Below are 21,962 nucleotides of genomic sequence, written 5' to 3' on the forward strand. Positions count from 1 at the left end.
AAAGGTTCGATTCGAGGGACTGTCGTAGAATGCCGCCCCAGCTCCCAGCCAGGCCCTCCGGCGGAATTCAAATGGAATCAACAACTTACGACCCCTCCGCCGCCAGGCAGGCCACGGCTCCCAAGATCGGCTTCGTCAGCCTGGGCTGCCCGAAGGCCCTCACCGACTCCGAACTGATCCTCACGCAACTGCGCGCCGAGGGTTACGAGACCTCCAAGACCTTCGCCGGCGCCGATCTGGTGATCGTCAACACCTGTGGCTTCATCGACGACGCGGTCAAGGAATCGCTCGACACCATCGGCGAGGCCCTGGCCGAGAACGGCAAGGTCATCGTCACCGGCTGCCTCGGCGCCAAGGCCGGCGCCAAGACGGACAACATGGTCCGCGAGATCCACCCCAGCGTCCTCGCCGTCACCGGCCCGCATGCGACGCAGGAAGTGATGGACGCCGTCCACACCCACGTGCCCAAGCCGCACGACCCCTTCATCGACCTCGTCCCCGAGGCGCGCGGCGTCGCCGGCATCAAGCTCACGCCCAAGCACTACGCCTACCTGAAGATCTCCGAAGGCTGCAACCACCGCTGCAGCTTCTGCATCATCCCCAGCATGCGCGGCGACCTGGTCTCGCGCCCGATCGGCGACGTGCTCTCCGAAGCCAAGGCGCTGTTCGAATCCGGCGTCAGGGAACTGCTGGTCATCAGCCAGGACACCTCCGCCTACGGCGTCGACGTCAAGTACCGCACCGGCTTCTGGGACGGCAAGCCGGTCAAGACCCGCATGTTCGACCTCGTCGCCCAGCTCGGCGAGATCGCCAAGCCTTACGGCGCCTGGGTCCGACTGCACTACGTCTATCCGTACCCGCATGTCGACGAGGTGCTGCCGATGATGGCCGAAGGCCTCATCCTTCCGTATCTCGACGTGCCGTTCCAGCACGCCCACCCGGACGTGCTCAAGCGCATGAAGCGCCCCGCCAACGGCGAGAAGAACCTGGAGCGCATCCAGCGCTGGCGCGAGATCTGTCCGGAGCTGGTCATCCGCTCGACCTTCATCGCCGGCTTCCCTGGCGAGACCGAAGCCGAATTCCAGTACCTGCTCGACTTCATGCGCGAGGCCCAGATCGACCGCGCCGGCTGCTTCGCCTATTCGCCGATCGACGGTGCGCCGGCGAATGCGCTCGAGGGCGCGCTGCCCGACGAGGTCCGCGAGGAGCGCCGCGCGCGCTTCATGGCGGTGGCCGAGGAGGTCTCGATCGCCAAGCTGCAGCGCCGCATCGGCGCGACGATGCAAGTGCTGGTCGATTCCGCGCCGGCGCTGGGCCGCAAGGGCGGCGTGGGGCGCTCCTACGCGGACGCGCCGGAGATCGACGGCACCGTCCGCCTGCTGCCGCCCGAGAAGGCCAGCAAGCAACTGCGCGTCGGCGAGTTCACGCGCGCCCGTATCGTCGGCGCCGAGGGCCACGACCTGATCGCGCTGCCGATCTGATCGCTCATCGGCGCGACGCGCGGGCCGCGGGGCGATCCACGAGGCCCCAGCCCTCGTCGTCGCCCGCGTCCTCGGGCGCCTCCACGACGCCCCATTCGTCGTCCGGCGCCGCGCGGACCGTCACTGGCGCCCACGGGAACGGGGCGATCGGCTTCGGAAGTCGCGAGCGAGGACGGCGAGGGCGGCACGGGGAGGAGGGAGGACGGACGAATCATGGACATGAAGAGCACCTGGTCGGAAGTGAGCGGCACAGGTCCGGGGAACGGACCCTGCTCGGTCGCCCCGGCAGAATGCATGGTTCCGTCCATCGAACGAAAGTTGCCTGTGACCAAGCCCGGCCCGTCCACCGCTTTGATCCATCACCCGTTCCGTGCGCCCGAGGGCTGGGACGCCGTGCCGGTGCCCGTGCACAAGGCGTCGACGATGCTCTTCAAGGACACCGCGCAGCTGAACACGCCCAAGACCCGCGACGGCATCAGCTACCGCTACGGACTGCCCGGCACCCCCACGACCTACACGCTGGCCGCGCGCATCGCGACGCTCGAACACGCCGAGCACTGCGTGCTCACGCCCAGCGGGCTGGCGGCGATCACGCTGACCAGCCTCGCGTTCCTCAAGCCCGGCGACGAGGTGCTGCTGCCCGACAACGCCTATGGCCAGAACCGGCACATCTCGGGCAGCCTGCTGCGCCGGCTCGACATCTCCCACCGCTTCTACGATCCCCTCGATCTGCCCGCCTTCCAGGCGCTGCTGTCCGAGCGCACGAAGCTGGTGTGGATCGAGGCCGCCGGTTCGGTGACGCTGGAGTTCCCCGATGTCATCGGCCTGCTGAAGGCCAGCCGCGCGCACGGTGGCGTGCGCGTCGCGCTCGACAACACCTGGGGCGCCGGCCTCGCGTTCAACGCCTTCGACCTGCTGCCCGACGCCGAGCCGGGTCTGGGCGTCGACCTCTCGATGCAGGCGCTGACGAAGTACCCCTCCGGCGGCGCCGACGTCCTGATGGGCGCGGTCTGCACGCGCGACATCGCGCTGCATCGCGAGCTCGTCGCGATGCACGAGAACCTGGGCTACGGACTCGGCCAGAACGATGTCGAGGCCGTGCTGCGCGGCCTGCCGACGATCGCCCTGCGCTATCGCGCGCAGGATGCCGCCACGCGCGAGCTCGCCCGCTGGATGGCCGCCCGGCCCGAGGTCGCGAAGGTGTTCCATCCGGCGCTGCCGGACTCGCCCGGCCACGCCCATTGGCGGCAGGTGAGCCCCGAGGGCGCCGCCTGCCTGTTCTCGGCGCTGTTCAAGCCGGCGTTCAGCCCTCAGCGCATCGACGCCTTCGTCGACGCGCTGCAGTGCTTCGGGATCGGGTATTCGTGGGCCGGGCCGATGAGCCTGGCCGTGCCGCATGACATGAGCCGCAGCCGCTCGCTGGGTCTGCCGTGGACGGCCGAGGAGGGCGGCACGCTGGTGCGCTTCGCCATCGGACTGGAGGACGTCGAGGATCTGCGCGCGGACCTGGCGCGCGCCCTCCAGACGCTGGCCGGTTGAGCCTCAGTCCTTCGCCGGCCCCGAGACCTTGTGCCGCATCAGGCGGCCCTTTTCGCGCTCCCAGTCGCGCTTCTTCTCGGTCTCGCGCTTGTCGTGCTGCGCCTTGCCCTTGGCCAGCGCGATCTGCGCCTTCACGCGGCCGTTCTTGTAATGCAGGTCCAGCGGCACCAGCGTGAAGCCGCGCTGCTCCACCTTGCCGATCAGCCGGCGGATGTCGGCGCGGCTCATCAACAGCTTCTTCGTGCGATCCGCTTGCGGGTGCACATGCGTGGAGGCCGTGCGCAGCGGATTGATCCGGCAGCCGATCAGGAACAGCTCGCCCTCGCGGATCATGACGTAGCCGTCCGGCAACTGGACCTGGCCGGCGCGGATCGCCTTGACCTCCCAGCCTTCCAGGACGATGCCGGCCTCGTACTGCTCTTCGATGTGGTACTCGAATCGGGCCCGGCGGTTTTCTGCGATCGACATGCGCTCTCCTACAATCCCGCCATTCTAAGAACCGCCATGAAGCACGTCCGGAAGACAGTCCTCCTTTGGTACTCGCCGCGCGAGATGTACGACCTGGTCACGCAGGTCGAGCGCTATCCGGAGTTCCTGCCCTGGTGCTCGGCCGCCGACGTCCTGGAGCGCCACGACAACGGCATGACCGCCAAACTGTCGCTGCACTACGCCGGGCTGCGCCACGCCTTCACGACTCGCAATTCGCATGAGCCGGTCGAGCGCGTGCGCATGGAACTGGTCGACGGCCCGTTCTCGATGCTCGACGGCGACTGGCATTTCCTGCCGCTGAACCGCCCCGGCACGCCCCCGGGCGACGAGCCCAAGGCCTGCAAGATCGAGTTCGAGCTGCGCTATGCGTTCTCGAGCTTCGCGCTCGAGGCCGTGGTGAGTCCCGTGTTCGATCGCATCGCCAACACCTTCGTCGACAGCTTCGTCAAGCGGGCCGAGCAGGTCTATGGCGCCCGCTGATCTGTCCATCGAGATCTTCTGGAGCCCCGCGCCCGGCGAGTTGCGTGAGCAGCGCCTGACGCTGAGCGGCGGCGCGACGCTGCGCGATGCGCTCCAGGCCAGCGGCTGGTTCGAGGCGATCGATCTGGAGGCGCTCAAGGCCGGCATCTGGGGCCGGATGCAGCCGCTGGAGACGCCGCTGCGCGAGCGCGACCGCGTCGAGGTCTATCGGCCGCTGACCGTGGATCCAAAAGAGGCGCGCCGTCAGCGCTATCAGGCCACGGGGCGGCGCATCGTCACGCGGCACCGGCCGCTCGGGCGCAAGGCCTGAGCAGGCGCCGCATCCCGCGGCGCCAGGAGAGCAGGGGAGCTCATCGGCTGCTCACCCGCTCACCCGTCATGCGCTCACATCACTTCACGTTGCTTGCAATTCACTTGCAGTTCATTTGCAGTTGGCCGTGATGACCGCCTGCATCTGACGCGTGCGATCGGCCCGCATCGCGTCGGTCATCGGTTGCGACTCGCCACCGGGGGTGCCCGCGCGCAGCCGCACGCCCGACTCCAGCAGACGCATCTGGTTCTGTGCTTCGCGGCAGTTCTCGGCCATCGCGTCGTTGCGCGCCTTGTCTTCCTGCGCCTTGCGCTCGCGCTCGATCTTGTCGCGCGAGGACGCCTCGCTGGCCGGCCGGCCCGGTGCGGACGCGGCCGACGCGGCGCCCGAGGCACCCGTGGCCATCGGGGTTGCCGCGATGCGCGTCACGTTGGACGGGCGCTGCAGGATGTCCTTGTCCGCGACGTTGAGCGGCGGCGGGCGATCGCTGTATTGCACGCGGCCGTCCGCGTCCTTCCACTTCCATTGGGCCTGCGCGAGCGGCGTCAGCGCCAGCAACGCCAGCGCGCAGATGACGCCGGCAGAGCGTCGCGGGAGAGGGTGAATCTTCATGGGCGTGGAGTGTACTGCCGCGCTTCTCTATAATGCGCCTTTGCGTCTGGAGCTTCCCTCATGCGCCTACTCGGAAAAGCGCTCACCTTCGACGATGTGTTGCTGGTGCCGGCGTTCTCCCAGGTGTTGCCGCGCGACACCAGTCTGGCCACGCAGTTCACGCGTGGCATCCGCCTGAATCTACCGCTCGTGTCCGCCGCGATGGACACCGTCACCGAAGCGCGGCTGGCGATCGCCATCGCCCAGGAGGGCGGCATCGGCATCGTCCACAAGAACCTGACCCCGCAGCAGCAGGCGTCGGAAGTGGCCCGAGTCAAGCGCTACGAGTCCGGCGTGCTCCGCGACCCGATCACGATCACGCCCCAGACCACCGTCCGCCAGGTCAAGCAGCTCAGCGAGCAGCATGGCATCTCCGGCTTCCCGGTGCTCGAGGGCAAGAAGGTCGTGGGCATCGTCACCGGCCGCGACCTGCGCTTCGAGACCCGCATGGACGCCCCGGTCAGCGAGATCATGACCCCGGCCGAGCGCCTGATCACCGTCAAGGAAGGCGCCTCGCTGAACGACGGCAAGGCGCTGATGCACAAGCACAAGCTCGAGCGCGTGCTGGTGATCAACGACGCGTTCGAGCTGCGCGGCCTGATGACCGTCAAGGACATCACCAAGCAGACCAACTTCCCCAACGCCGCCCGTGACGACCACGGCAAGCTGCGCGTCGGCGCCGCCGTCGGCGTGGGCGAGGGCACCGAGGAGCGCGTCGACCTGCTGGTGAAGGCGGGCGTCGACGCGATCGTCGTCGACACCGCGCACGGCCACAGCAGCGGCGTGATCGAGCGCGTGCGCTGGGTCAAGAAGAACTACCCGCAAGTGCAGGTCATCGGCGGCAACATCGCCACCGGCGCCGCGGCGCTGGCGCTGGTGGAAGCGGGCGCGGACGCGGTCAAGGTCGGCATCGGCCCCGGCTCGATCTGCACCACCCGCATCGTGGCCGGCGTCGGCGTGCCGCAGATCGCGGCGATCGACTTCGTCGCCACCGCGCTCAAGGGCACCGGCGTGCCGCTGATCGCGGACGGCGGCATCCGCTACTCGGGCGACATCGCCAAGGCCATCGCCGCCGGCGCCAGCACGGTGATGATGGGCGGCATGTTCGCCGGCACCGAGGAAGCCCCGGGCGAAGTGATCCTGTACCAGGGCCGCAGCTACAAGAGCTACCGCGGCATGGGCTCGATCGGCGCGATGAAGGCCGGCTCGGCGGACCGCTACTTCCAGGAAAACGACGAGACGACCAATCCGAACGCGGACAAGCTGGTGCCCGAGGGCATCGAGGGCCGCGTCCCGTACAAGGGCTCGATGGTTGCGATCGTGCACCAGATGGGCGGCGGGCTGCGGGCCTCGATGGGCTACTGCGGCTGCGCCAGCATCGCGGACATGCACGAGAAGGCCGAGTTCGTCGAGATCACCTCGGCGGGCATCCGTGAGAGCCACGTCCACGACGTGCAGATCACCAAGGAAGCGCCCAACTACCGTCTGGAGTGACGCCCTTGTCCGACCCGGCGCAGCGCGACGGCTCATCCGTCGCAGCCTCGACCACGCATGGCGGCCGCAAGGCCGCCATGTCGTTCATCCTGATCGCGGTGCTGATCGACATGGTGTCGATCGGCCTGATCATCCCGGTGCTGCCGCCGCTGGTCGGAACCTTCACGCACGGCGAGACCGAGCACACGCTGGCGCAACTGGCGGTGGCCTTCGCCTTCGGTCTCGCGAATTTCTTCGGCTCGCCCATCCTGGGCGGGCTGTCCGACCGCTTCGGCCGCCGCAAGGTGATGCTGATCGGGTTCAGCGGGCTGGCGCTCAGCTTCTTCGTGACGGCGCTGGCCGACGCGCTGTGGATGCTGGTCGTGGTGCGGCTGTTCTCCGGCGCGATGCAGGCCAACGCCGCGGTCGCCAACGCCTACGTGGCCGACATCACCCCGCCCGCGGACCGCGCCAAGCGCTTCGGGATGCTGGGCGCGGCCTTCGGCATGGGCTTCATCCTGGGGCCGGTGATGGGCGGGCTGCTGGGCAGCATCGACCTGCACCTGCCGTTCCATGTCGCGGGCACGCTGGCGCTGATCAACTGGCTGTACGGTTTCTTCGTGCTGCCGGAATCGCTGGCGCCGGAGCACCGCCGCCCCTTCGACTGGCGCAAGGCCAATCCGGTCGCGGCGCTGGGCCGCTTGCGGGCGCTGCGCGGCGTGGGCCCGCTGATCTACGTGATCGCCTGCTCGGGCCTGGCGCAGCTCGTGATCCAGACGAGCTGGGTCCTCTACAACCAGCACAAGTTCGGCTGGGGGCCGCGCGAGAACGGCCTGTCGCTGTTCGCCGTCGGCGTGATGTCGGTGCTGGTGCAGGGTGTGCTGCTGCAGCCGTTGATGCGCTGGCTGGGACCGCGCCGGCTGGTGCTGATCGGGCTGGTGACCTCGGTGATCACGAACGTCGTCTGGGGCCTGGCGACCGAGGGCTGGATCATGGTCGGGGCGATCTTCCTGAACATCGCGGGGGTCGCCGCGGCCCCGGCGATGCAGAGCCTGATCTCCAACGCCGCCGACGCCCGCACGCAGGGCGAGACCATGGGCGCGGTCGCCGCGATCAACAGCCTGATGGCGGTGATCTCCCCTGTCGCTGGCCTGGGCCTGATGGCGCTGGTGGCGGAGCTGCCGAAAACCGACTGGCGCCTTGGCGCCCCGTTCTATCTGTGCGCGCTGCTGCAGCTGGCCTCGTTGGTCTTCGCGTGGCGCCACTTCAGCATGGGGCCGCCGGCACAGGCCGCCGCGGCCCACCAAGAATCCCCAAGCATCGCTAGAAGCTGACCATGCACGACAAAGTCCTCATCCTCGACTTCGGCTCCCAGGTGACCCAGCTGATCGCGCGCCGCGTGCGCGAAGCCCACGTCTACTGCGAGATCCATCCCAACGACGTCAGCGACGATTTCATCCGCTCGTTCGCGCCCAAGGCGATCATCCTGTCGGGCAGCCACGCGTCGACCTACGAGGATCACGAACTGCGCGCGCCGCAGGCGGTGTGGGACCTGGGCGTGCCGGTGCTGGGCATCTGCTACGGCATGCAGACGATGGCGGTGCAGCTGGGCGGCAAGGTCGAGTGGAGCGATCACCGCGAGTTCGGCTACGCCGAGGTCCGCGCGCATGGCCACACCAAGCTGCTGGCCGGCGTGCAGGACTTCTCGACGCCCGAGGGCCACGGGATGCTGAAGGTCTGGATGAGCCACGGCGACAAGGTCACCGCGCTGCCGCCGGGCTTCGTGCTGATGGCCTCGACGCCGAGTTGCCCGATCGCCGGCATGGCCAACGAGGAGAAGGGCTACTACGCGTTCCAGTTCCACCCGGAGGTGACGCACACGGTGCAGGGCGCCGCGATGATCACGCGCTTCGTGCGCGACATCGGCGGTTGCCGCGGCGACTGGATCATGGGTGACTACATCGAAGAGGCCGTCGCGAAGATCCGCGAGCAGGTCGGCGACGAGGAAGTGATCCTGGGCCTGTCGGGTGGTGTGGATTCGTCGGTGGCGGCGGCGCTGATCCACCGCGCGATCGGTGACCAACTGACCTGCGTGTTCGTCGATCACGGCCTGCTGCGCCTGAACGAAGGCGACATGGTCATGGACATGTTCGCGGGCAAGCTGCACGCGAAGGTGATCCGTGTCGACGCGAGCGAGCTGTTCCTCGGCCAACTGGCGGGCGTGACCGACCCGGAGCGCAAGCGCAAGATCATCGGCGGCCTGTTCGTCGACGTGTTCAAGGCCGAGGCGGAGAAGCTCAAGGCCAGCGGTCAAGGGCACAAGGGTGCGACCTTCCTGGCGCAGGGCACGATCTACCCGGACGTGGTGGAGAGCGGTGGCACCAAGACGAAGAAGGCCACGACGATCAAGAGCCATCACAACGTGGGTGGTCTGCCGGAGCAACTGGGCCTGAAGCTGCTGGAGCCGCTGCGGGAGCTGTTCAAGGACGAGGTCCGCGAGCTGGGTGTCGCGCTGGGCCTGCCGCCGGAGATGGTCTACCGCCATCCCTTCCCGGGCCCGGGCCTGGGTGTGCGGATCCTGGGCGAAGTGAAGAAGGAGTACGCGGATCTGCTGCGCCGCGCCGACGCGATCTTCATCGAGGAGCTGCGCAATACGCGCGATGAGGCGACGGGCAAGACCTGGTACGAGCTGACGAGCCAGGCTTTCACGGTGTTCCTGCCGGTGAAGAGCGTGGGCGTGATGGGCGACGGCCGGACCTACGACTACGTCGTCGCGCTGCGCGCGGTGCAAACCAGCGACTTCATGACGGCGGACTGGGCGGAGCTTCCCTACAGCCTGCTCAAGCGCTGCTCGGGCCGGATCATCAACGAGGTGCGCGGCATCAACCGCGTGACCTACGACGTCTCCAGCAAGCCGCCGGCAACGATCGAGTGGGAATGATCGCTCCTCCCAATGAACAAGGGCCCTACGGGCCCTTGTTGGTTACTGCTATTGCACTGTTGGTGTCAGCTGCTTCGCGGTCGGCCAGCGCTCCCATCGCCCAGTGGTGTCGGGCGCTGCAACGGCACTGCCTGTCGCAGCTCCTTTGGCGAAAAGCCTGACCAGCGGAAGGCTTTTGAAATGAGCGTCGCAGGCGAGAACTTCTGCGCCGAGTCGCTGCGCAGTGGCATAAATCACCGCATCCGCAGTCGCGAGCTTGTGTTCCAGATTGGCCCTTGCCGCGAGCGCTGCGGTTTCGGAATCGAGCAGTTCCACTTGACAGTCTTCCAGCGATTCTTCGAGCCGCTCGCGTTCTTCTTCCGTCAGTTCGCGCAAGGCCCATTTGGAGAGTTCAAGCTGCACGATTGTCGGAACGATGCAGTGTTCCCTGGCTGGGAGCACAGACGCAATCCGTTGCCCCAGGGCGGTTTGGGAGAAGCACTCGATCCACGCAGACGTATCAATCACGATCTGACTACCCGGAACCTCCGGATGCGTGCTAGTAGCGGTCATTGCGATCACGGTATCCCTCCGTATTGGCGCCCTTGGCAATCCCGAAGAGGTCTTGCGGCGTGACGTGCGGGCAGATGAAGATGCCGTTGCCCCGGCGGATGAACATCAGCTTTTGACCGGACTTCCACTTGAGGGTGTCCCGAAGTTCCTTCGGTAATTCGATGCGGTGGCGGGGAGAAAGTTCTCCGGTTGGTGCGGGCATGTGTCCTCCGTGGCGATCGGTGAAGTGAAGAGCCGCCGATTCTTCTCTTCCAGTTCTCCTCGAACCACGACCTCGACGAGTGGCCGGCATGCCGTGATTGCCCAGGACCTGCGTCCCTCCGACTCTCATGAGCCGTTGAAGTTCGCCATCGCCGTGAGAAGGGGCTTGGCCCTTGCTGACACGCGATGTCAGCGCCGCTCTCCAGAATCGCGCGATCACTTCGACCGCCCGATCCGGGAGACCGCCATGGCCGACGATCACCCCATCTACGAACTGCGCCAGTACAAGATCGCCAAGGGCCAGCGCGAGCGCTTCATGCGGCTCTTCGACGAGGCTTTCGTCGACTCGCAGGAGGCCGTTGGCATGCGGCTCTACGGGCAGTTCGCCGACCTCGACGACCAGGACCGGTTTGTCTGGATCCGCGGCTTCGACGACATGGCCTCGCGCCAGCGCGCGCTGACCGAGTTCTACACGGGCCCGGTCTGGCAGGCTCGCCGCGGCGAGGCGAATCCGCTGCTCGTCGACAACGACAACTCCTGTTGCTGCGTGGCGCCGGCGGCGCGTCGTCGCCCGCACGCATCGACATCGCACGCGAAGCCAGCCGCGCGTCGCCCGGCCGCGCGCCGGGACTGATCGCCTTGCAGCTCTGCCATCTGTGGAAGGACCCGGCCGATCCGGAGGACGGCTTCGCGGCCTTCTTCGAGCGCGAGCTCACGCCGGTGATCGAGGCCGCCGGCCTGCCGGTGATCGGCAGCTTCGTCCCGGAGCGTTCCCTCAACAACTTCCCGCGCCTGCCGGTGCGCGAAGGCGAGAAGGTCTTCATGTGGATGACGCGTGCCGCCGATGCCGACGACTGGGCGCTCAAGTGGAGCGCGTGCCGCCATTCCCCCGCTTGGCGCGCGCTGGAGCCGCGCTGGCGCGACGCCCAGGAGCGCGCGCCGCAGATCCTGCGGCTGCGACCGAGTGTCGCCTCGGTCCTGCGCTGAGGGCCGCGCGAGCGGGCATTCCGCGCCAGCGTGGCTATGCTCCTGGCCATCCCTTCGTTTTCCGGACGTCTCCATGCGCAGCGCCTTCTCCATCCTCGCCCTCGTGATCGTGCTGACGATCGTGATGCTCAGCGCGAAGAAGCAGATGGAGGCGATGAAGCCTCGCGCGCCGGCGGCCTCCGCCGCGGCGCCGGGCTCGGCCGCGCCGGCCTTGCCGCAGCCCGAGGCCGTCGGCCGCCAGGTCCAGGACCTCATGAAGCAAGGCGAGCAGCGCGCCTCGGGCGCCGACAGCCAATGACCGTTCACGCGCTCTTCTTCTGCCTGCGGCCCGACCCGGCCACCGCGGCGAGACTGAGCGAGGTCTCCGCCGACGTGGCACGGCGTTTCGGCCTGCGCCTGCGGCCTCCCCGCACCGAGCGCCTGCACGTGACGCTGCATCACCTCGGCTGGTATGACGACCAGACCGACCAGGCCCAGGCGATGGCCGAAGTGCGCCGGCTCGCCGAAGACGCCGCCGCCACGCTGCGGCAGGGGCCGGTCCGCGTCGATTTCGACCAGTTGCTGAGCTTCACGCGCAAGCCGCGCAACCTGCCGCTCGTGCTGAGCGGCGGCGCGCGCCTGGATGGCGTGCGCGCGATGCGGGCCGCGCTCGGCGAGCGGCTCCAGGCCGCCTGCCTGCGGACCGATCCGCACTTCACGCCGCACCTGACGCTGTTCTACGACGACTTCGCCGTCGAGCCGCAACCCTTCGTCGTCCCGGGCTGGACCGCGACCGAGTTCCTGCTGCTGGACAGCCTGCAGGGCCAGTCGACGCACGTCGACCTGGCGCGCTGGCCGCTGGCGGCCTGAAGCCCCGAAGGGGCAGGCGCGCGGCGATCAGGCGGGATCGACGATCTCCCGCGCCAGCGCGCGCAGGCTCAGCGGCGCCGAACCCTCGGCGTGATTCGACACCGTCACGTAGACCGGATGACCCGCGTCCGCCGTCGCGCGGATCACCTTCGCCAGCACGGCGCGCGTCTGCGGATCGGGATCCATCATCTCGGCGTACTCGCCGTACTTCTTCTCCGCGTCCTCGTAGCCGAAGGGGCCATGAATGCGGTGCAGGTTCCAGCGACAGACCAGCGGCCCGGGCCACATCGCCCGCAGCAGCGGCAACTGCTCCTGGATGGGCGGCAGCTTCGGATGCAGGCCGAGGCAGTAGCGCGTGCCGGTCTCCTTCAGCACCGCGACGAAGTCCGGCGTCAGCCATTCCGGATCACGGACCTCGACCGCCACGACCGCCTCGGGCGCGACATCGCGCAGCGAGGGCAGGGTGGTCAGCATCGCGTGCAGCCGGTCGAGCTGCTCGGGCATCCGGTCCAGCATCGCCAGCGGCAAGGGGCTGAGCTGGAACACCAGCGCGCCGATGCGCGCGCCCAGTCCCTCCATCGCCGGCTCGAGGAATTCCTGGATCGCGAGCCGCGGATCGAGGAAGGCCGTGTTGGCCTGACGGCCGCGCCCGTCCTCCGCGCGCACCTGCGCATCGGTGATCACGCTGGGCGCCTTGACCGTGAAACGGAAGTCCTCCGGCACCTGCTGCGCGTAGCGCTCGTACTGGCTGGCGGTGAGCGATTGGTAGAAGCCGCGGTCGATGCTCACCGCGCGGTGCAGCGGCTGCTGCGCATAGGCGTTCAGGCCGTTGCGCGACAAGTTGGACTCGCCATGCCGGCCCGCCCAGACGATGCCTTGCCAGCCCGGATAGCTCCACGACGAGGTGCCGAGCCGGATCCGCGGCGACAGCGCGGCCGCCAGCGCGATCTGCGACTCGTCCACCGGCTGCGGCTGGATGCCGGCGCGGCGGCGCTTCGGTCCGGGCCCGGCCGCCGCGGCATCGCCGTCGGCATCTTCGTCGCGGTCGAGCTCGCGGCCGTCATGGCCGTCGGCATCTTCATCCCGCCCGGCGGTGGAGGGCGCCGGCTGCGCCGGCAGCAACTCGCCGAAGAGGTCGTCCTGATGAGCGTCATGCGCCTGTTCCATGGGGCGGCAGCATAGCGGGCGCGGCTACACTGCCGCGCGAGCTCCGCCATGACCACCGAGTCCCCCCCGATCCTTCCCGCCGACGACTACGCGATGCGGCTTGCCCTCGATCAGGCCCAGAACGCCTGGCTCGTCGGCGAGGTGCCCGTCGGCGCCGTCATCATGCGCGCCGGCCAGGTGATCGCCACCGGCTACAACCGCCCGATCACGACGCACGACCCGACCGCCCACGCCGAGATCGTCGCGCTGCGCCACGCCGCGCAACTGCTGGGCAACTACCGGCTGCCCGAGTGCGAGCTCTACGTGACCCTGGAGCCCTGCGCGATGTGCGCGATGGCGATGATGCATGCGCGGCTCAAGCGCGTGGTCTTCGCGGCGCCCGATCCGAAGACCGGGGTCGCGGGCTCGGTGCTGGACCTGTTCGCGCAGAAGCAGCTGAACCACCACACCGCGCTGCACGGCGGCGTGCTGGCCGAGGCCTCCGCGAAGCTGCTGCGCGAATTCTTCGCCGAGCGCCGCGAGGCCGCGCGCCAGGCCCGCGATGCGCGCCGCCGCGCCGGCGGGCAGACACCGGGCCTGGAGGCCGACGGCCTGGCCGCAATGGCCGCGCTGCCCGAGGTCCAGGAGTTCCCCGAGATCCCGGTCGGCGACGCGCACTACCTCCCCTTGAATGTCGATCCCCCGCAGGACGACCCGCAGCGATGAGCTCCCTGACCCTCTACACCCCTTCCGGCGTCCTGGCCCAATCGCAGCCGCTCAAGCGCGCGGCCAAGCGGCTGACGGCGCTCGGCTTCGACGTGACGATCGACGAGACCGCGCTGGCGAAGCATCAGCGCTTCGCCGGCGACGACGACACGCGCCTGGCCGCGCTGCACCGCGTCGCCGAGGCGGCGCCCTCGGTGGCGCTGGCCACGCGCGGCGGCTACGGCCTGACGCGGCTGCTCGACCGCATCGACTGGGCGTTGATGGCGCGCAGCGTGGAGCGCGGCACCCGCTGGGTCGGCCTCAGCGATGTCACCGCGCTGCAACTGGCGCTGCTGGCCCACACGAAGCAGACCAGTTGGGCCGGTCCGATCGCCTGCGATGACTTCGGCCGCGCTGAGGCCGACGGCGGCGTCGACGAGATCACGCGCGACTGCTTCCTCGAGGCGATGGACGGCTCGCTCGAGGCCATCGGCTTCCGCACCGAAGCGGGCCTGGACGGCGTCGAGGCGCGCGGCACGCTGTGGGGCGGCAATCTCGCGGTGCTGTGCTCGCTGCTGGGCACGCCCCACTTCCCGAAGATCAAGGGCGGCCTCCTGTTCCTGGAGGACGTCAACGAGCATCCCTACCGCGTCGAGCGCATGCTGCTGCAGCTGTGGCAGGCCGGCGTGCTCGACGCGCAGAAGGCGGTCATCCTGGGCAGCTTCAGCGGCTGGAAGAAGTCGCCACTGGATCGCGGCTATTCGATGAAGAGCTGTGTCCAGGCGCTGCGCGAGCGCGTCAAGGTGCCCATCCTCACCGGGCTGCCCTTCGGGCACGTGCCGACCAAGGTCTGCCTGCCGGTCGGCGCGAAGGCCGAGATGATGGTCGAGGGCCGCGACGTGATCGTCGCCTGGGGCCATGTCGGCCCGGGGCACGACCACGATCATGCGCACGGCCATGACGACGCTCCTCACGGCCACGATCACGCCCACGATCGCGGTCACGACGGTCACGATCACCGCTGACCGTCGTCACGCGCGGGCGGCGAACGGGGCCGCTATGATGCGCCCCGGCATCGGCCGGCCCCCACGAGAGGCCCGGCCTTGGCAACAATCTGGCAATGCCGCATCCGGACGATGCGGCGTTTGCTTTTTGGAAGGATGACGATGTCGTCGGGGCTGTGGAACGCGTCGCTGCACGCGGCTGGAGGCTGGCGCGGAGCGTGGGCACCCCTGGCGCGCCGGATCGCGCGGCTGAGCGCGGGACTGCTCGCCGCGGCGCTGCTCGCGGCCTGCAACAACAGCCCTTATCCGGCCGGCGCGGCCAAGGACAACACGCTCTACCTGTCCTTCGACGAACGCTCGCCGCGCTACCTCGATCCGACCGCGTCCTACACGGCGCCCGAGTCGGTCTACACCTACCAGATCACCGAGCCGCTCTACGGCTACCACTACCTGAAGCGGCCCTACGCGCTGATTCCGCGCGCGGCCGCGGCAGTGATCAAGCCCTACTACCTGGACGCCGCCGGCAAGCGCCTGCCCGACGACGCGCCCGCCGAGCAGATCGCCCTCAGCGTCTACGACGTGCCGATCCGCCCCGGCGTGATGTACGCGCCCAGCCCCGCCTTCGCCAAGGACGCGCAGGGCCACTACCTCTATCACCACCTCACGGCCAAGGACCTCGGCGACAAGCGCTCGCCGTGGCAGTTCGAGCATCAGGGCACGCGTGAGCTCGAGGCCGCGGACTTCGTGTTCGCGCTCAAGCGCCACGCCACCACCCGCGTCGAGGCGCCGATCTTCGGCCTGTTCTCCGAGCACGTGCTGGGCCTGAAGGAGTACGGCGCGCTGATCCGCGAGGAGAACGCCAAGCTGCTCAAGGGCCTGCCGGAGAACTCGCCCGACAAGCCGTTCCTGGACTTCCGCCGCTGGCCGCTGGCTGGTGCCGAGGCGGTCGACAAGCACCTGCTGCGCGTGCGCATCAAGGGCAAGTACCCGCAATGGTCGTACTGGATGTCGACGACCTTCATGGCGCCGATCCCGTGGGAGGTGGACCTGTTCTACGCCCAGCCCGGCATGGCCGAGCACGGCCTGTCGTGGAACCAGTGGCCGGTGGGCACCGGGCCTTACATGATGACGGAGTACCAGCAGGACCGCCGCCATGTGATGTCGCGCAACCCGAACTACCGCAAGGACGACCTGTACCCCTGCGAGGGCATGCCCGACGACGGACCGGCGGGCCGCCTGGCCGACTGCGGCAAACCGATGCCCTTCATCGACAGGATCGTCGCCACGCTGATCAAGGAGCGGGTGCCGCGCAAGGAGATGTTCAAGCAGGGCTACCTCGACATTCCCGACCTGGAGCGCGGCGACTGGGGCGTCGAGTTCTACGCCGACGCCAGCGACTCCGCCGAGACCGAGGCCTTCTTCAACAAGCGCGGCTTCATGTTCCCGCGCTCGACCGATCCCAACAACTGGTACCTCGGCTTCAACATGCTGGATCCGGTGATCGGCAAGGGCGCAACGCCCGAGGACGATGCCCGCCACCGCAAGCTGCGCCAGGCGCTGTCCATCGCGATCGACTGGGAGGAGGGCTACGGCCGCATCTTCAAGAACCGCGGCGGCGTCACCGCTTACGGGCCGGTGCCGCCGGGCGTGTTCGGCTCGCGCGAGGCGCAGCCGGGCTTCTTCAATCCGGTCACGCACCGGCTCGTGAACGGCAGGATCGAGCGCCGTCCGCTCGAGGACGCGAAGCAGCTGCTGGCCGAAGCCGGCTACCCCGATGGCCGCGACGCGAAGACCGGCCAGCCGCTGGTGCTGAACTACGACTTCATGCGCACCGTCACGCCCGAGGTGAAGGCCGAGAACGACTGGCTGGTGAAGCAGTTCGCCAAGCTGGGTATCCAGCTCGACGTGCGCGCCACCGACTACAACCAGTTCCAGGAAAAGGTCCGCCAGGGCAAGCACCAGGTCTTCTGGTGGGGCTGGTTCGCGGACTATCCGGACGCCGAGAACTTCCTGTTCCTGCTCTACGGCCCGAACAGCAAGTCGCTGCATGAGGGCGAGAACTCGGGCAACTACGAGAACGCCGAGTTCGACCGCCTGTTCAAGCAGGTGCAGGTGCTGGACGACGGGCCGCAGAAGCAGCAGGTGATCGACCGCATGGTGGCGATCACGCAGCAGGACGCGCCCTGGGCCTTCGGCTACTGGGCCTGGACCGGGCAGGCGTATCAGAGCTGGGTGCACAACGGCAAGCCCAGCATCGTGATCCGCGATCCGGTGCGCTTCTACCGCATCGATCCGGCGCGCCGCGCGCAGTTGCAGGGCGAGTGGAACCGCCCGGTGTGGTGGCCGCTGCTGGTGCTGGTGATCGGCGCCGGCGTGATCGCCTGGACCACGCGCCGCAGCTTCCGCCTGCGCGAGACCGCCACGGCGCGCGGCACCGCCGCGGCCATCCCCGCAGAGAACGCCCCGCGCGGCGCCGACTGATGCTCAAGTACCTCGCACGGCGGCTGGCCTACGGGCTGGCCATCCTGGTCGGCGTGAACCTGCTGACCTTCTTCCTGTTCTTCACCGTCAACACGCCCGATGACATGGCGCGCCTGAACATCGGCGGCAAGCGCGTCTCGCAGGTGCAGATCGACAAGTGGAAGGCCGAGCGCGGCTACGACAAGCCGCTGTACTGGGACGCGTCGCGCCAAGGCGCCCAGCGGCTCACGCACACGGTGTTCTGGGAACGCTCGGTGTCGCTGATGCTGCTGGAGTTCGGCCGCTCCGACGCGCGCCAGGCCGTCGACATCGGCCACGAGATCAAGACCCGCATGGGCGTGAGCCTGCAGCTCGCGGTGCCGATCTTCGTGTTGCAGCTGATCATCAGCGTCGCCTTCGCGCTGCTGCTGACCTTCTTCCGCAACTCGCGCATCGACTTCTGGGGCGTCGTGCTGTGCGTGCTGATGCTGTCGATCTCCAGCCTCTTCTACATCATCGTCGGACAGTTCTTCTTCTCGCGGGTGCTGCGCCTGGTGCCGATCAACGGCTACGAGCCGGGCCTGGACGCGCTCAAGTTCCTGGCGCTGCCGATCGCGCTGTCGCTGCTGTCGCGGCTGGGCGGCGAGGCCCGCCTGTACCGCGCGATGCTGCTCGAGGAGGTCGGCAAGGACTACGTCCGCACCGCCCGCGCCAAGGGCCTGTCGGAGCCGGTGGTGCTGATGCGCCATGTGCTGCGCAACGCGCTGATCCCGATCATCACGAGCGCGGGCGCCTATCTGCCCTACGTGTTCCTGGGCAGCCTGGTGTTCGAGAGCTTCTTCGGCATCCCGGGTCTGGGCGCCTTCGTCATCGATGCGATCACCGGCCAGGACTTCGCCATCGTGCGCACCATGGTGTTCCTGGGCGCGGTGCTCTACATCGCGAGCAACGCGCTGATCGACGTGGTCTACACCTGGGTCGATCCGCGCGTGCGGCTGACCTGACGCGGCCTCGCGCCGATCCGACAAGAGATTCGACATGGGATTCAAGGTCGTCATCCTCTGGACCGACGTGGCGCTGTGGGCGATGTTCGCGGCGCTGGTGTTCTACATCGCGCGGCTGATCCGGCGCCCGCATCTGCGCGCGAACTGGCAGCGCGTGCTGCGCGATCCGGCCGCGCTCAGCGCCGGCGTGGTGCTGGCGCTGTTCCTGGGCCTCACGGCGCTGGACAGCCTGCACTTCCGGCGCGCGCTGGCGGACAGCCCGGCCGGCCAGCAGTTCTACGAGACCCGCACCGAATCGGTCCTGGACCTGCTGCTGGCGCGCCAGATCGAGATGCGCGAGACCAGCTACTCCGCGCCGCTGGCCTATCAGGGCTTCACGCTGGACAGCGTCGCCCACGGCAGCGAGATCGTGCGCGAGTTCCCGCGCCTGGCCTTCGGCGGCGCGCATCTGCAGGATCCGGCGCGCGACTGGTCCGGCGACGTGACGCGGCGCGCGCTGACCGGCCTGGCGCTGGGCGCCCTGGCGTCAGCGCTGATCGCGCTGGCGATGGCGGCGGCGCTGGCGCCGCATCACGGCGGCTTCCGCCAGGGCCTGAAGGACCTGCTGGCCGACCGCACGCACTACCCGTGGCGCGCGGCGCTGGGGACGCTGTCGGTCATCGCGCTGCTGGCGGGCCCGACGATCGCGCTGATGGGCCACTACCACGTCTTCGGCACCGACCAGACCGGCAACGACGTGCTCTACCAGGCGCTCAAGAGCATCCGCACCGCCTTCGTGATCGGCGCGCTGTCGACGCTGGCGACGCTGCCTTTCGCGCTGGTGCTGGGCATCCTCGCCGGCTACCTCAAGGGCTGGGTGGACGAGCTGATCCAGTACTTCTACACGGTGCTGACCTCGGTCCCGAACGTGCTGCTGATCGCCGCCTGCGTGCTGATGGTGCAGGTCTTCCTGGACAAGCACCCGGAGGCCTTCGAAACCGGCGCCGAACGCGCCGACCTCAAGATCTTCCTGCTCTGCGTGATCCTGGGCGTGACGGGCTGGGCGACGCTGTGCCGGCTGGTGCGCGGCGAGACGCTCAAGCTGCGCGAGGCCGACTTCGTGCAGGCCGCGACCGCCTTCGGCGTGCGCGACACGACGATCATGGTCCGCCACATCGTGCCCAACGTGATGCACCTGGTGCTGATCTCGCTGGTGCTCAACTTCTCCGACCTCATCCTCTACGAGGCCGTGTTGACCTACGTCGGCGTAGGCGTGGACCCGGGCATGAACAGCTTCGGCGGCATGATCAACCTGGCCCGCTCGGAGATGAGCCGCGACCCGGTGGTGTGGTGGAGCTTCGTCGCGGCCTTCGGCTTCATGGTGAGCCTGGTGCTGGCCGCCAACCTGTTCGCCGACGGCGTGCGCGATGCCTTCGACCCTCGCGCGCGCAAGCTGCGGCCGCAGGTGCTGTCGCTCAAGAAGAAGAACGCCCAGGCCTGAGGAGCGCCAGATGCTGAAGATCGACGACCTCCACGTGCACCTGGACGCCGACGCCGGCCTGGTGCGGGCCATCGACGGGATGCGGCTCACACTGGCGCAAGGACGCACCTTCGCGCTGGTGGGCGAGTCCGGCTGCGGCAAGAGCATGACCGCGCTGGCGCTGATGCGGCTGCTGCCCGACAACGGCCGCATCGCCGGCGGCCGGCTCGAGCTCGACGGCCAGGACCTCTTCGACCTGAGCGAGGCCCGCATGCGCGACGTGCGCGGCGGACGCATCGGGATGATCTTCCAGGAGCCAGGCACCAGCCTCAATCCAGTGATGAAGGTCGGCGACCAGATCGTCGAGGCCATCCAGGCCCACACGCCGCTGCGCGGCGAGGCCGCTCGCAAGAAGGCCGTCGACTGGCTGCGCCGCGTTGGCATCCCAGAGCCCGAACGCCGCATCGACGAGTACCCGTTCCGCCTCTCCGGCGGACAGAAGCAGCGCATCATGATCGCGATGACGCTGGCCGCGGAACCCGACTTCCTGATCGCCGACGAACCCACCACCGCGCTCGACGTCACCATCCAGGCCCAGATCCTGGAGTTGCTCAAGGACCTGCAGCGCGAACGCGGCCTCGGACTGCTGCTCATCACCCACGACCTGGGCGTGGTGTCCGGGATGGCCCATCAAGTCGCCCTGATGTACGCGGGACAGATCGTCGAGGTCGCGCCAGCCGACGAGTTCTTCAGCGCGCCGAAACACCCTTATGCGCGGCTGCTGCTTCGCGCGCTGCCGGATGCGCAGCGCCGCGGGGAACCGCTGGCCGCCATCCCCGGAACCGTGCCGCCGCTTTGGCAACACTTCAAGGGGTGCCGCTTCGCACCTCGATGCGACCGGGCCATGGTCCATTGCGCAAGCACGCCGCCAGCGCTGCAGCCCGTCTCTGGAGACGTCGCAGCGCATGAGGTGAGGTGCTTGCTCTATACAGATCCCAGGGAGACCGTGGACTTGACGGAGAGCGCCGGCGGTGCCGGTGCCCCTCCGCGCTCACAGTCTTCCCTTCGGTCAGGGTTCGCTCGGAGGGGCACCGGCACCGCCGGCGCCGAGCAGTCGCCATCATTGCTCCTCGAGGTCAAGGACCTGCGTGTGCGGTATCCGTTGGGGCGCGGAATGTTCGGCGGGATCAAACGCTGGTTCGACGCAGTGGATGGCGTCTCCTATGCCATCGAGGCAGGACGCACGCTCGCCCTCGTCGGCGAGTCCGGCTGCGGAAAAACCACCTCCGGCAAAGCCATCGTCCAGCTCCTGCGACGCACCGCCGTCATCGAGGGCCAGGCTTTGCTCCATCCGCCCCAAGGGCAGGGCGGGGCGCCCAGAGACCTCTTCCAGCTCGACGGAGACCCGCTGCGCGAGGCACGCCGCCAAGTCCAGATCATCTTCCAGGACCCCTTCGCCTCACTGAACCCGCGGCTGCGCGTCCAGGAAGTGCTCGAGGAAGGCCTGCTCGCGCTACGGCCCGAACTCGACGGACCCGCACGCATCGCACTGCTGCACGACCTCGTCGACCAGGTCGGCCTGCGCCGCGACGCACTCGCCCGCTTCCCCCACGAGTTCTCCGGCGGCCAGCGCCAACGCATCGCCATCGCCCGCGCACTCGCCGTGGAGCCCCGCCTGATCGTCTGCGACGAACCGACCTCCGCGCTCGACGTGTCCGTCCAGGCGCAGATCCTGAACCTGCTGCGCGAACTCCAGCGCAGCCGCGGCCTGTCCTTCCTGTTCATCACACACAACATCGGCGTCGTCGAATACATCGCCGACGAGGTCGCCGTCATGCAGGCCGGCCGCATCGTCGAGTCCGGACCCTGCGACACGGTGCTCGGCCAACCGGCCCAGGACTACACTCGCACCCTGCTGGCCGCCGTCCCGCGCGTGGAGCGGCGCACGCCCGCCTGACCTTTTTTCAACTCCGTTTCCATTCCCCAAAGGGTCGCGTCGCGACCCTTTTTTCTGCCCGAAACAGACGTTTCGAAACCCACGCACCATCCTGGAGCGCAGTGACATTCCTTCAAGCAACGGAAACCCCGTTGACCGAACTCGATGGGGCGCAAACGTCCTGTTGATCGCCTTTTCGCACGGACGCAGTGCGTGACGAATGGCCGGCCGGGCGATTGGTAATGCGGATGTTTGAAATAGGTGCCGCTTACAGGCTTTTACAAGCGAGAACCGA

The 21,962-nt window shown here is 68.5% G+C and carries 22 protein-coding genes; 17 read left to right on the forward strand and 5 right to left on the reverse strand.

What is annotated here, in order from left to right; all coding sequences use genetic code 11:
- Nucleotides 1-71: 71 nt before the first annotated feature.
- Nucleotides 72-1,481 carry a 30S ribosomal protein S12 methylthiotransferase RimO gene (gene rimO / locus ABDW61_RS16245; RefSeq protein WP_343640095.1) on the forward strand — a complete coding sequence of 470 codons (1,410 nt, stop codon included), beginning with the start codon at nucleotides 72-74 and terminating at the stop codon, nucleotides 1,479-1,481.
- Between the two features lie 324 nt (nucleotides 1,482-1,805).
- Complete coding sequence (locus ABDW61_RS16250; protein ID WP_343640096.1) at nucleotides 1,806-3,020, forward strand: PLP-dependent transferase; 1,215 nt, start codon at nucleotides 1,806-1,808, stop codon at nucleotides 3,018-3,020.
- 3 nt (nucleotides 3,021-3,023) lie between these two features.
- Here the strand turns inward: ABDW61_RS16250 and smpB are convergent, their stop codons facing one another.
- Nucleotides 3,024-3,488, reverse strand: a complete 465-nt coding sequence (smpB, locus tag ABDW61_RS16255; RefSeq protein WP_343640098.1) for an SsrA-binding protein SmpB — start codon at nucleotides 3,486-3,488, stop codon at nucleotides 3,024-3,026.
- Between the two features lie 36 nt (nucleotides 3,489-3,524).
- On the opposite strand from smpB, the gene ABDW61_RS16260 reads away from it, so the two are divergent.
- Together ABDW61_RS16260 and ABDW61_RS16265 are read left to right on the forward strand one after the other, a co-directional pair.
- Nucleotides 3,525-3,989 (forward strand): type II toxin-antitoxin system RatA family toxin, encoded by a 465-nt coding sequence (locus tag ABDW61_RS16260; RefSeq protein WP_343640100.1) that lies wholly within the window; start codon nucleotides 3,525-3,527, stop codon nucleotides 3,987-3,989.
- Nucleotides 3,976-4,299: an RnfH family protein gene (locus ABDW61_RS16265; protein WP_343640102.1), complete on the forward strand. Its 324-nt coding sequence runs from the start codon at nucleotides 3,976-3,978 to the stop codon at nucleotides 4,297-4,299. Before ABDW61_RS16260 ends, ABDW61_RS16265 begins: the two co-directional genes overlap by 14 nt.
- A gap of 111 nt (nucleotides 4,300-4,410) precedes the next feature.
- Here ABDW61_RS16265 and ABDW61_RS16270 read toward each other — a convergent pair whose 3' ends face one another.
- Entirely contained in the window at nucleotides 4,411-4,911 is a 501-nt protein-coding gene (locus tag ABDW61_RS16270; protein ID WP_343640103.1) for a DUF4124 domain-containing protein, read from the reverse strand.
- Between the two features lie 60 nt (nucleotides 4,912-4,971).
- On the opposite strand from ABDW61_RS16270, the gene guaB reads away from it, so the two are divergent.
- Genes guaB through guaA form a run of 3 tightly spaced genes read left to right on the forward strand, consistent with a single transcriptional unit; the run spans nucleotide 4,972 to nucleotide 9,364 of the window.
- Nucleotides 4,972-6,444, forward strand: a complete 1,473-nt coding sequence (guaB, locus tag ABDW61_RS16275; protein WP_343640105.1) for an IMP dehydrogenase — start codon at nucleotides 4,972-4,974, stop codon at nucleotides 6,442-6,444.
- A gap of 5 nt (nucleotides 6,445-6,449) precedes the next feature.
- The gene (locus ABDW61_RS16280) at nucleotides 6,450-7,757 is read left to right on the forward strand and encodes an MFS transporter (protein ID WP_343640107.1); all 1,308 of its coding nucleotides are present in this window, start codon (nucleotides 6,450-6,452) and stop codon (nucleotides 7,755-7,757) included.
- Nucleotides 7,758-7,759: 2 nt separating this feature from the next.
- Nucleotides 7,760-9,364, forward strand: a complete 1,605-nt coding sequence (gene guaA / locus ABDW61_RS16285) for a glutamine-hydrolyzing GMP synthase (RefSeq protein ID WP_343640109.1) — start codon at nucleotides 7,760-7,762, stop codon at nucleotides 9,362-9,364.
- A 48-nt stretch (nucleotides 9,365-9,412) separates the two neighbouring features.
- Here the strand turns inward: guaA and ABDW61_RS16290 are convergent, their stop codons facing one another.
- Nucleotides 9,413-9,916, reverse strand: a complete 504-nt coding sequence (locus ABDW61_RS16290; protein ID WP_343640218.1) for a type II toxin-antitoxin system VapC family toxin — start codon at nucleotides 9,914-9,916, stop codon at nucleotides 9,413-9,415.
- The gene (locus tag ABDW61_RS16295) at nucleotides 9,903-10,118 is read right to left on the reverse strand and encodes an AbrB/MazE/SpoVT family DNA-binding domain-containing protein (protein ID WP_343640111.1); all 216 of its coding nucleotides are present in this window, start codon (nucleotides 10,116-10,118) and stop codon (nucleotides 9,903-9,905) included. The genes ABDW61_RS16290 and ABDW61_RS16295 overlap by 14 nt, the downstream gene beginning before the upstream one ends.
- A gap of 246 nt (nucleotides 10,119-10,364) precedes the next feature.
- On the opposite strand from ABDW61_RS16295, the gene ABDW61_RS16300 reads away from it, so the two are divergent.
- The 4 genes from ABDW61_RS16300 to ABDW61_RS16315 all read left to right on the forward strand — a co-directional run bounded on the left by ABDW61_RS16300 (nucleotide 10,365) and on the right by ABDW61_RS16315 (nucleotide 11,953).
- On the forward strand, nucleotides 10,365-10,751 hold the full coding sequence (locus ABDW61_RS16300) for an NIPSNAP family protein (RefSeq protein WP_343640113.1): 387 nt from the start codon (nucleotides 10,365-10,367) through the stop codon (nucleotides 10,749-10,751).
- A 5-nt stretch (nucleotides 10,752-10,756) separates the two neighbouring features.
- Nucleotides 10,757-11,104: a hypothetical protein gene (locus ABDW61_RS16305; RefSeq protein WP_343640115.1), complete on the forward strand. Its 348-nt coding sequence runs from the start codon at nucleotides 10,757-10,759 to the stop codon at nucleotides 11,102-11,104.
- Nucleotides 11,105-11,177: 73 nt separating this feature from the next.
- Complete coding sequence (locus tag ABDW61_RS16310; RefSeq protein WP_343640116.1) at nucleotides 11,178-11,402, forward strand: hypothetical protein; 225 nt, start codon at nucleotides 11,178-11,180, stop codon at nucleotides 11,400-11,402.
- Complete coding sequence (locus tag ABDW61_RS16315; protein ID WP_343640117.1) at nucleotides 11,399-11,953, forward strand: 2'-5' RNA ligase family protein; 555 nt, start codon at nucleotides 11,399-11,401, stop codon at nucleotides 11,951-11,953. Before ABDW61_RS16310 ends, ABDW61_RS16315 begins: the two co-directional genes overlap by 4 nt.
- 27 nt (nucleotides 11,954-11,980) lie before the next feature.
- Here the strand turns inward: ABDW61_RS16315 and ABDW61_RS16320 are convergent, their stop codons facing one another.
- Nucleotides 11,981-13,120 carry a DUF72 domain-containing protein gene (locus ABDW61_RS16320; RefSeq protein WP_343640119.1) on the reverse strand — a complete coding sequence of 380 codons (1,140 nt, stop codon included), beginning with the start codon at nucleotides 13,118-13,120 and terminating at the stop codon, nucleotides 11,981-11,983.
- A gap of 48 nt (nucleotides 13,121-13,168) precedes the next feature.
- Between ABDW61_RS16320 and tadA the strand changes: the two genes are divergently transcribed.
- The 6 genes from tadA to ABDW61_RS16350 all read left to right on the forward strand — a co-directional run bounded on the left by tadA (nucleotide 13,169) and on the right by ABDW61_RS16350 (nucleotide 21,688).
- Nucleotides 13,169-13,825 (forward strand): tRNA adenosine(34) deaminase TadA, encoded by a 657-nt coding sequence (tadA, locus tag ABDW61_RS16325; protein ID WP_343640121.1) that lies wholly within the window; start codon nucleotides 13,169-13,171, stop codon nucleotides 13,823-13,825.
- Nucleotides 13,822-14,829, forward strand: a complete 1,008-nt coding sequence (locus ABDW61_RS16330; RefSeq protein ID WP_343640122.1) for an LD-carboxypeptidase — start codon at nucleotides 13,822-13,824, stop codon at nucleotides 14,827-14,829. Before tadA ends, ABDW61_RS16330 begins: the two co-directional genes overlap by 4 nt.
- Before the next feature lie 135 nt (nucleotides 14,830-14,964).
- A complete protein-coding gene (locus ABDW61_RS16335; RefSeq protein ID WP_343640124.1) occupies nucleotides 14,965-17,289 on the forward strand; it encodes an ABC transporter substrate-binding protein in 2,325 nt (774 codons plus the stop codon).
- The gene (locus ABDW61_RS16340) at nucleotides 17,289-18,272 is read left to right on the forward strand and encodes an ABC transporter permease (protein WP_343640126.1); all 984 of its coding nucleotides are present in this window, start codon (nucleotides 17,289-17,291) and stop codon (nucleotides 18,270-18,272) included. The genes ABDW61_RS16335 and ABDW61_RS16340 overlap by 1 nt, the downstream gene beginning before the upstream one ends.
- 34 nt (nucleotides 18,273-18,306) lie before the next feature.
- A complete protein-coding gene (locus ABDW61_RS16345; RefSeq protein ID WP_343640128.1) occupies nucleotides 18,307-19,752 on the forward strand; it encodes an ABC transporter permease in 1,446 nt (481 codons plus the stop codon).
- Nucleotides 19,753-19,762: 10 nt separating this feature from the next.
- Entirely contained in the window at nucleotides 19,763-21,688 is a 1,926-nt protein-coding gene (locus tag ABDW61_RS16350; protein ID WP_343640129.1) for an ABC transporter ATP-binding protein, read from the forward strand.
- The last annotated feature ends 274 nt before the right edge of the window (nucleotides 21,689-21,962 follow it).

Origin of the sequence: Roseateles sp., assembly GCF_039595595.1 — a bacterium.
GTDB lineage: Bacteria > Pseudomonadota > Gammaproteobacteria > Burkholderiales > Burkholderiaceae_C > Roseateles.

Bases quoted from the DNA above. Each gene is read 5' to 3' on its own strand.
- rimO (WP_343640095.1), top strand. From the start codon at position 72: ATGGAATCAACAACTTACGACCCCTCCGCCGCCAGGCAGGCCACGGCT.
- smpB (WP_343640098.1), bottom strand. From the start codon at position 3,488: ATGTCGATCGCAGAAAACCGCCGGGCCCGATTCGAGTACCACATCGAA.
- ABDW61_RS16260 (WP_343640100.1), top strand. From the start codon at position 3,525: ATGAAGCACGTCCGGAAGACAGTCCTCCTTTGGTACTCGCCGCGCGAG.
- ABDW61_RS16265 (WP_343640102.1), top strand. From the start codon at position 3,976: ATGGCGCCCGCTGATCTGTCCATCGAGATCTTCTGGAGCCCCGCGCCC.
- ABDW61_RS16270 (WP_343640103.1), bottom strand. From the start codon at position 4,911: ATGAAGATTCACCCTCTCCCGCGACGCTCTGCCGGCGTCATCTGCGCG.
- guaB (WP_343640105.1), top strand. From the start codon at position 4,972: ATGCGCCTACTCGGAAAAGCGCTCACCTTCGACGATGTGTTGCTGGTG.
- guaA (WP_343640109.1), top strand. From the start codon at position 7,760: ATGCACGACAAAGTCCTCATCCTCGACTTCGGCTCCCAGGTGACCCAG.
- ABDW61_RS16290 (WP_343640218.1), bottom strand. From the start codon at position 9,916: ATGACCGCTACTAGCACGCATCCGGAGGTTCCGGGTAGTCAGATCGTG.
- ABDW61_RS16295 (WP_343640111.1), bottom strand. From the start codon at position 10,118: ATGCCCGCACCAACCGGAGAACTTTCTCCCCGCCACCGCATCGAATTA.
- ABDW61_RS16300 (WP_343640113.1), top strand. From the start codon at position 10,365: ATGGCCGACGATCACCCCATCTACGAACTGCGCCAGTACAAGATCGCC.
- ABDW61_RS16310 (WP_343640116.1), top strand. From the start codon at position 11,178: ATGCGCAGCGCCTTCTCCATCCTCGCCCTCGTGATCGTGCTGACGATC.
- ABDW61_RS16315 (WP_343640117.1), top strand. From the start codon at position 11,399: ATGACCGTTCACGCGCTCTTCTTCTGCCTGCGGCCCGACCCGGCCACC.
- ABDW61_RS16320 (WP_343640119.1), bottom strand. From the start codon at position 13,120: ATGGAACAGGCGCATGACGCTCATCAGGACGACCTCTTCGGCGAGTTG.
- tadA (WP_343640121.1), top strand. From the start codon at position 13,169: ATGACCACCGAGTCCCCCCCGATCCTTCCCGCCGACGACTACGCGATG.
- ABDW61_RS16330 (WP_343640122.1), top strand. From the start codon at position 13,822: ATGAGCTCCCTGACCCTCTACACCCCTTCCGGCGTCCTGGCCCAATCG.
- ABDW61_RS16335 (WP_343640124.1), top strand. From the start codon at position 14,965: ATGACGATGTCGTCGGGGCTGTGGAACGCGTCGCTGCACGCGGCTGGA.
- ABDW61_RS16340 (WP_343640126.1), top strand. From the start codon at position 17,289: ATGCTCAAGTACCTCGCACGGCGGCTGGCCTACGGGCTGGCCATCCTG.
- ABDW61_RS16345 (WP_343640128.1), top strand. From the start codon at position 18,307: ATGGGATTCAAGGTCGTCATCCTCTGGACCGACGTGGCGCTGTGGGCG.
- ABDW61_RS16350 (WP_343640129.1), top strand. From the start codon at position 19,763: ATGCTGAAGATCGACGACCTCCACGTGCACCTGGACGCCGACGCCGGC.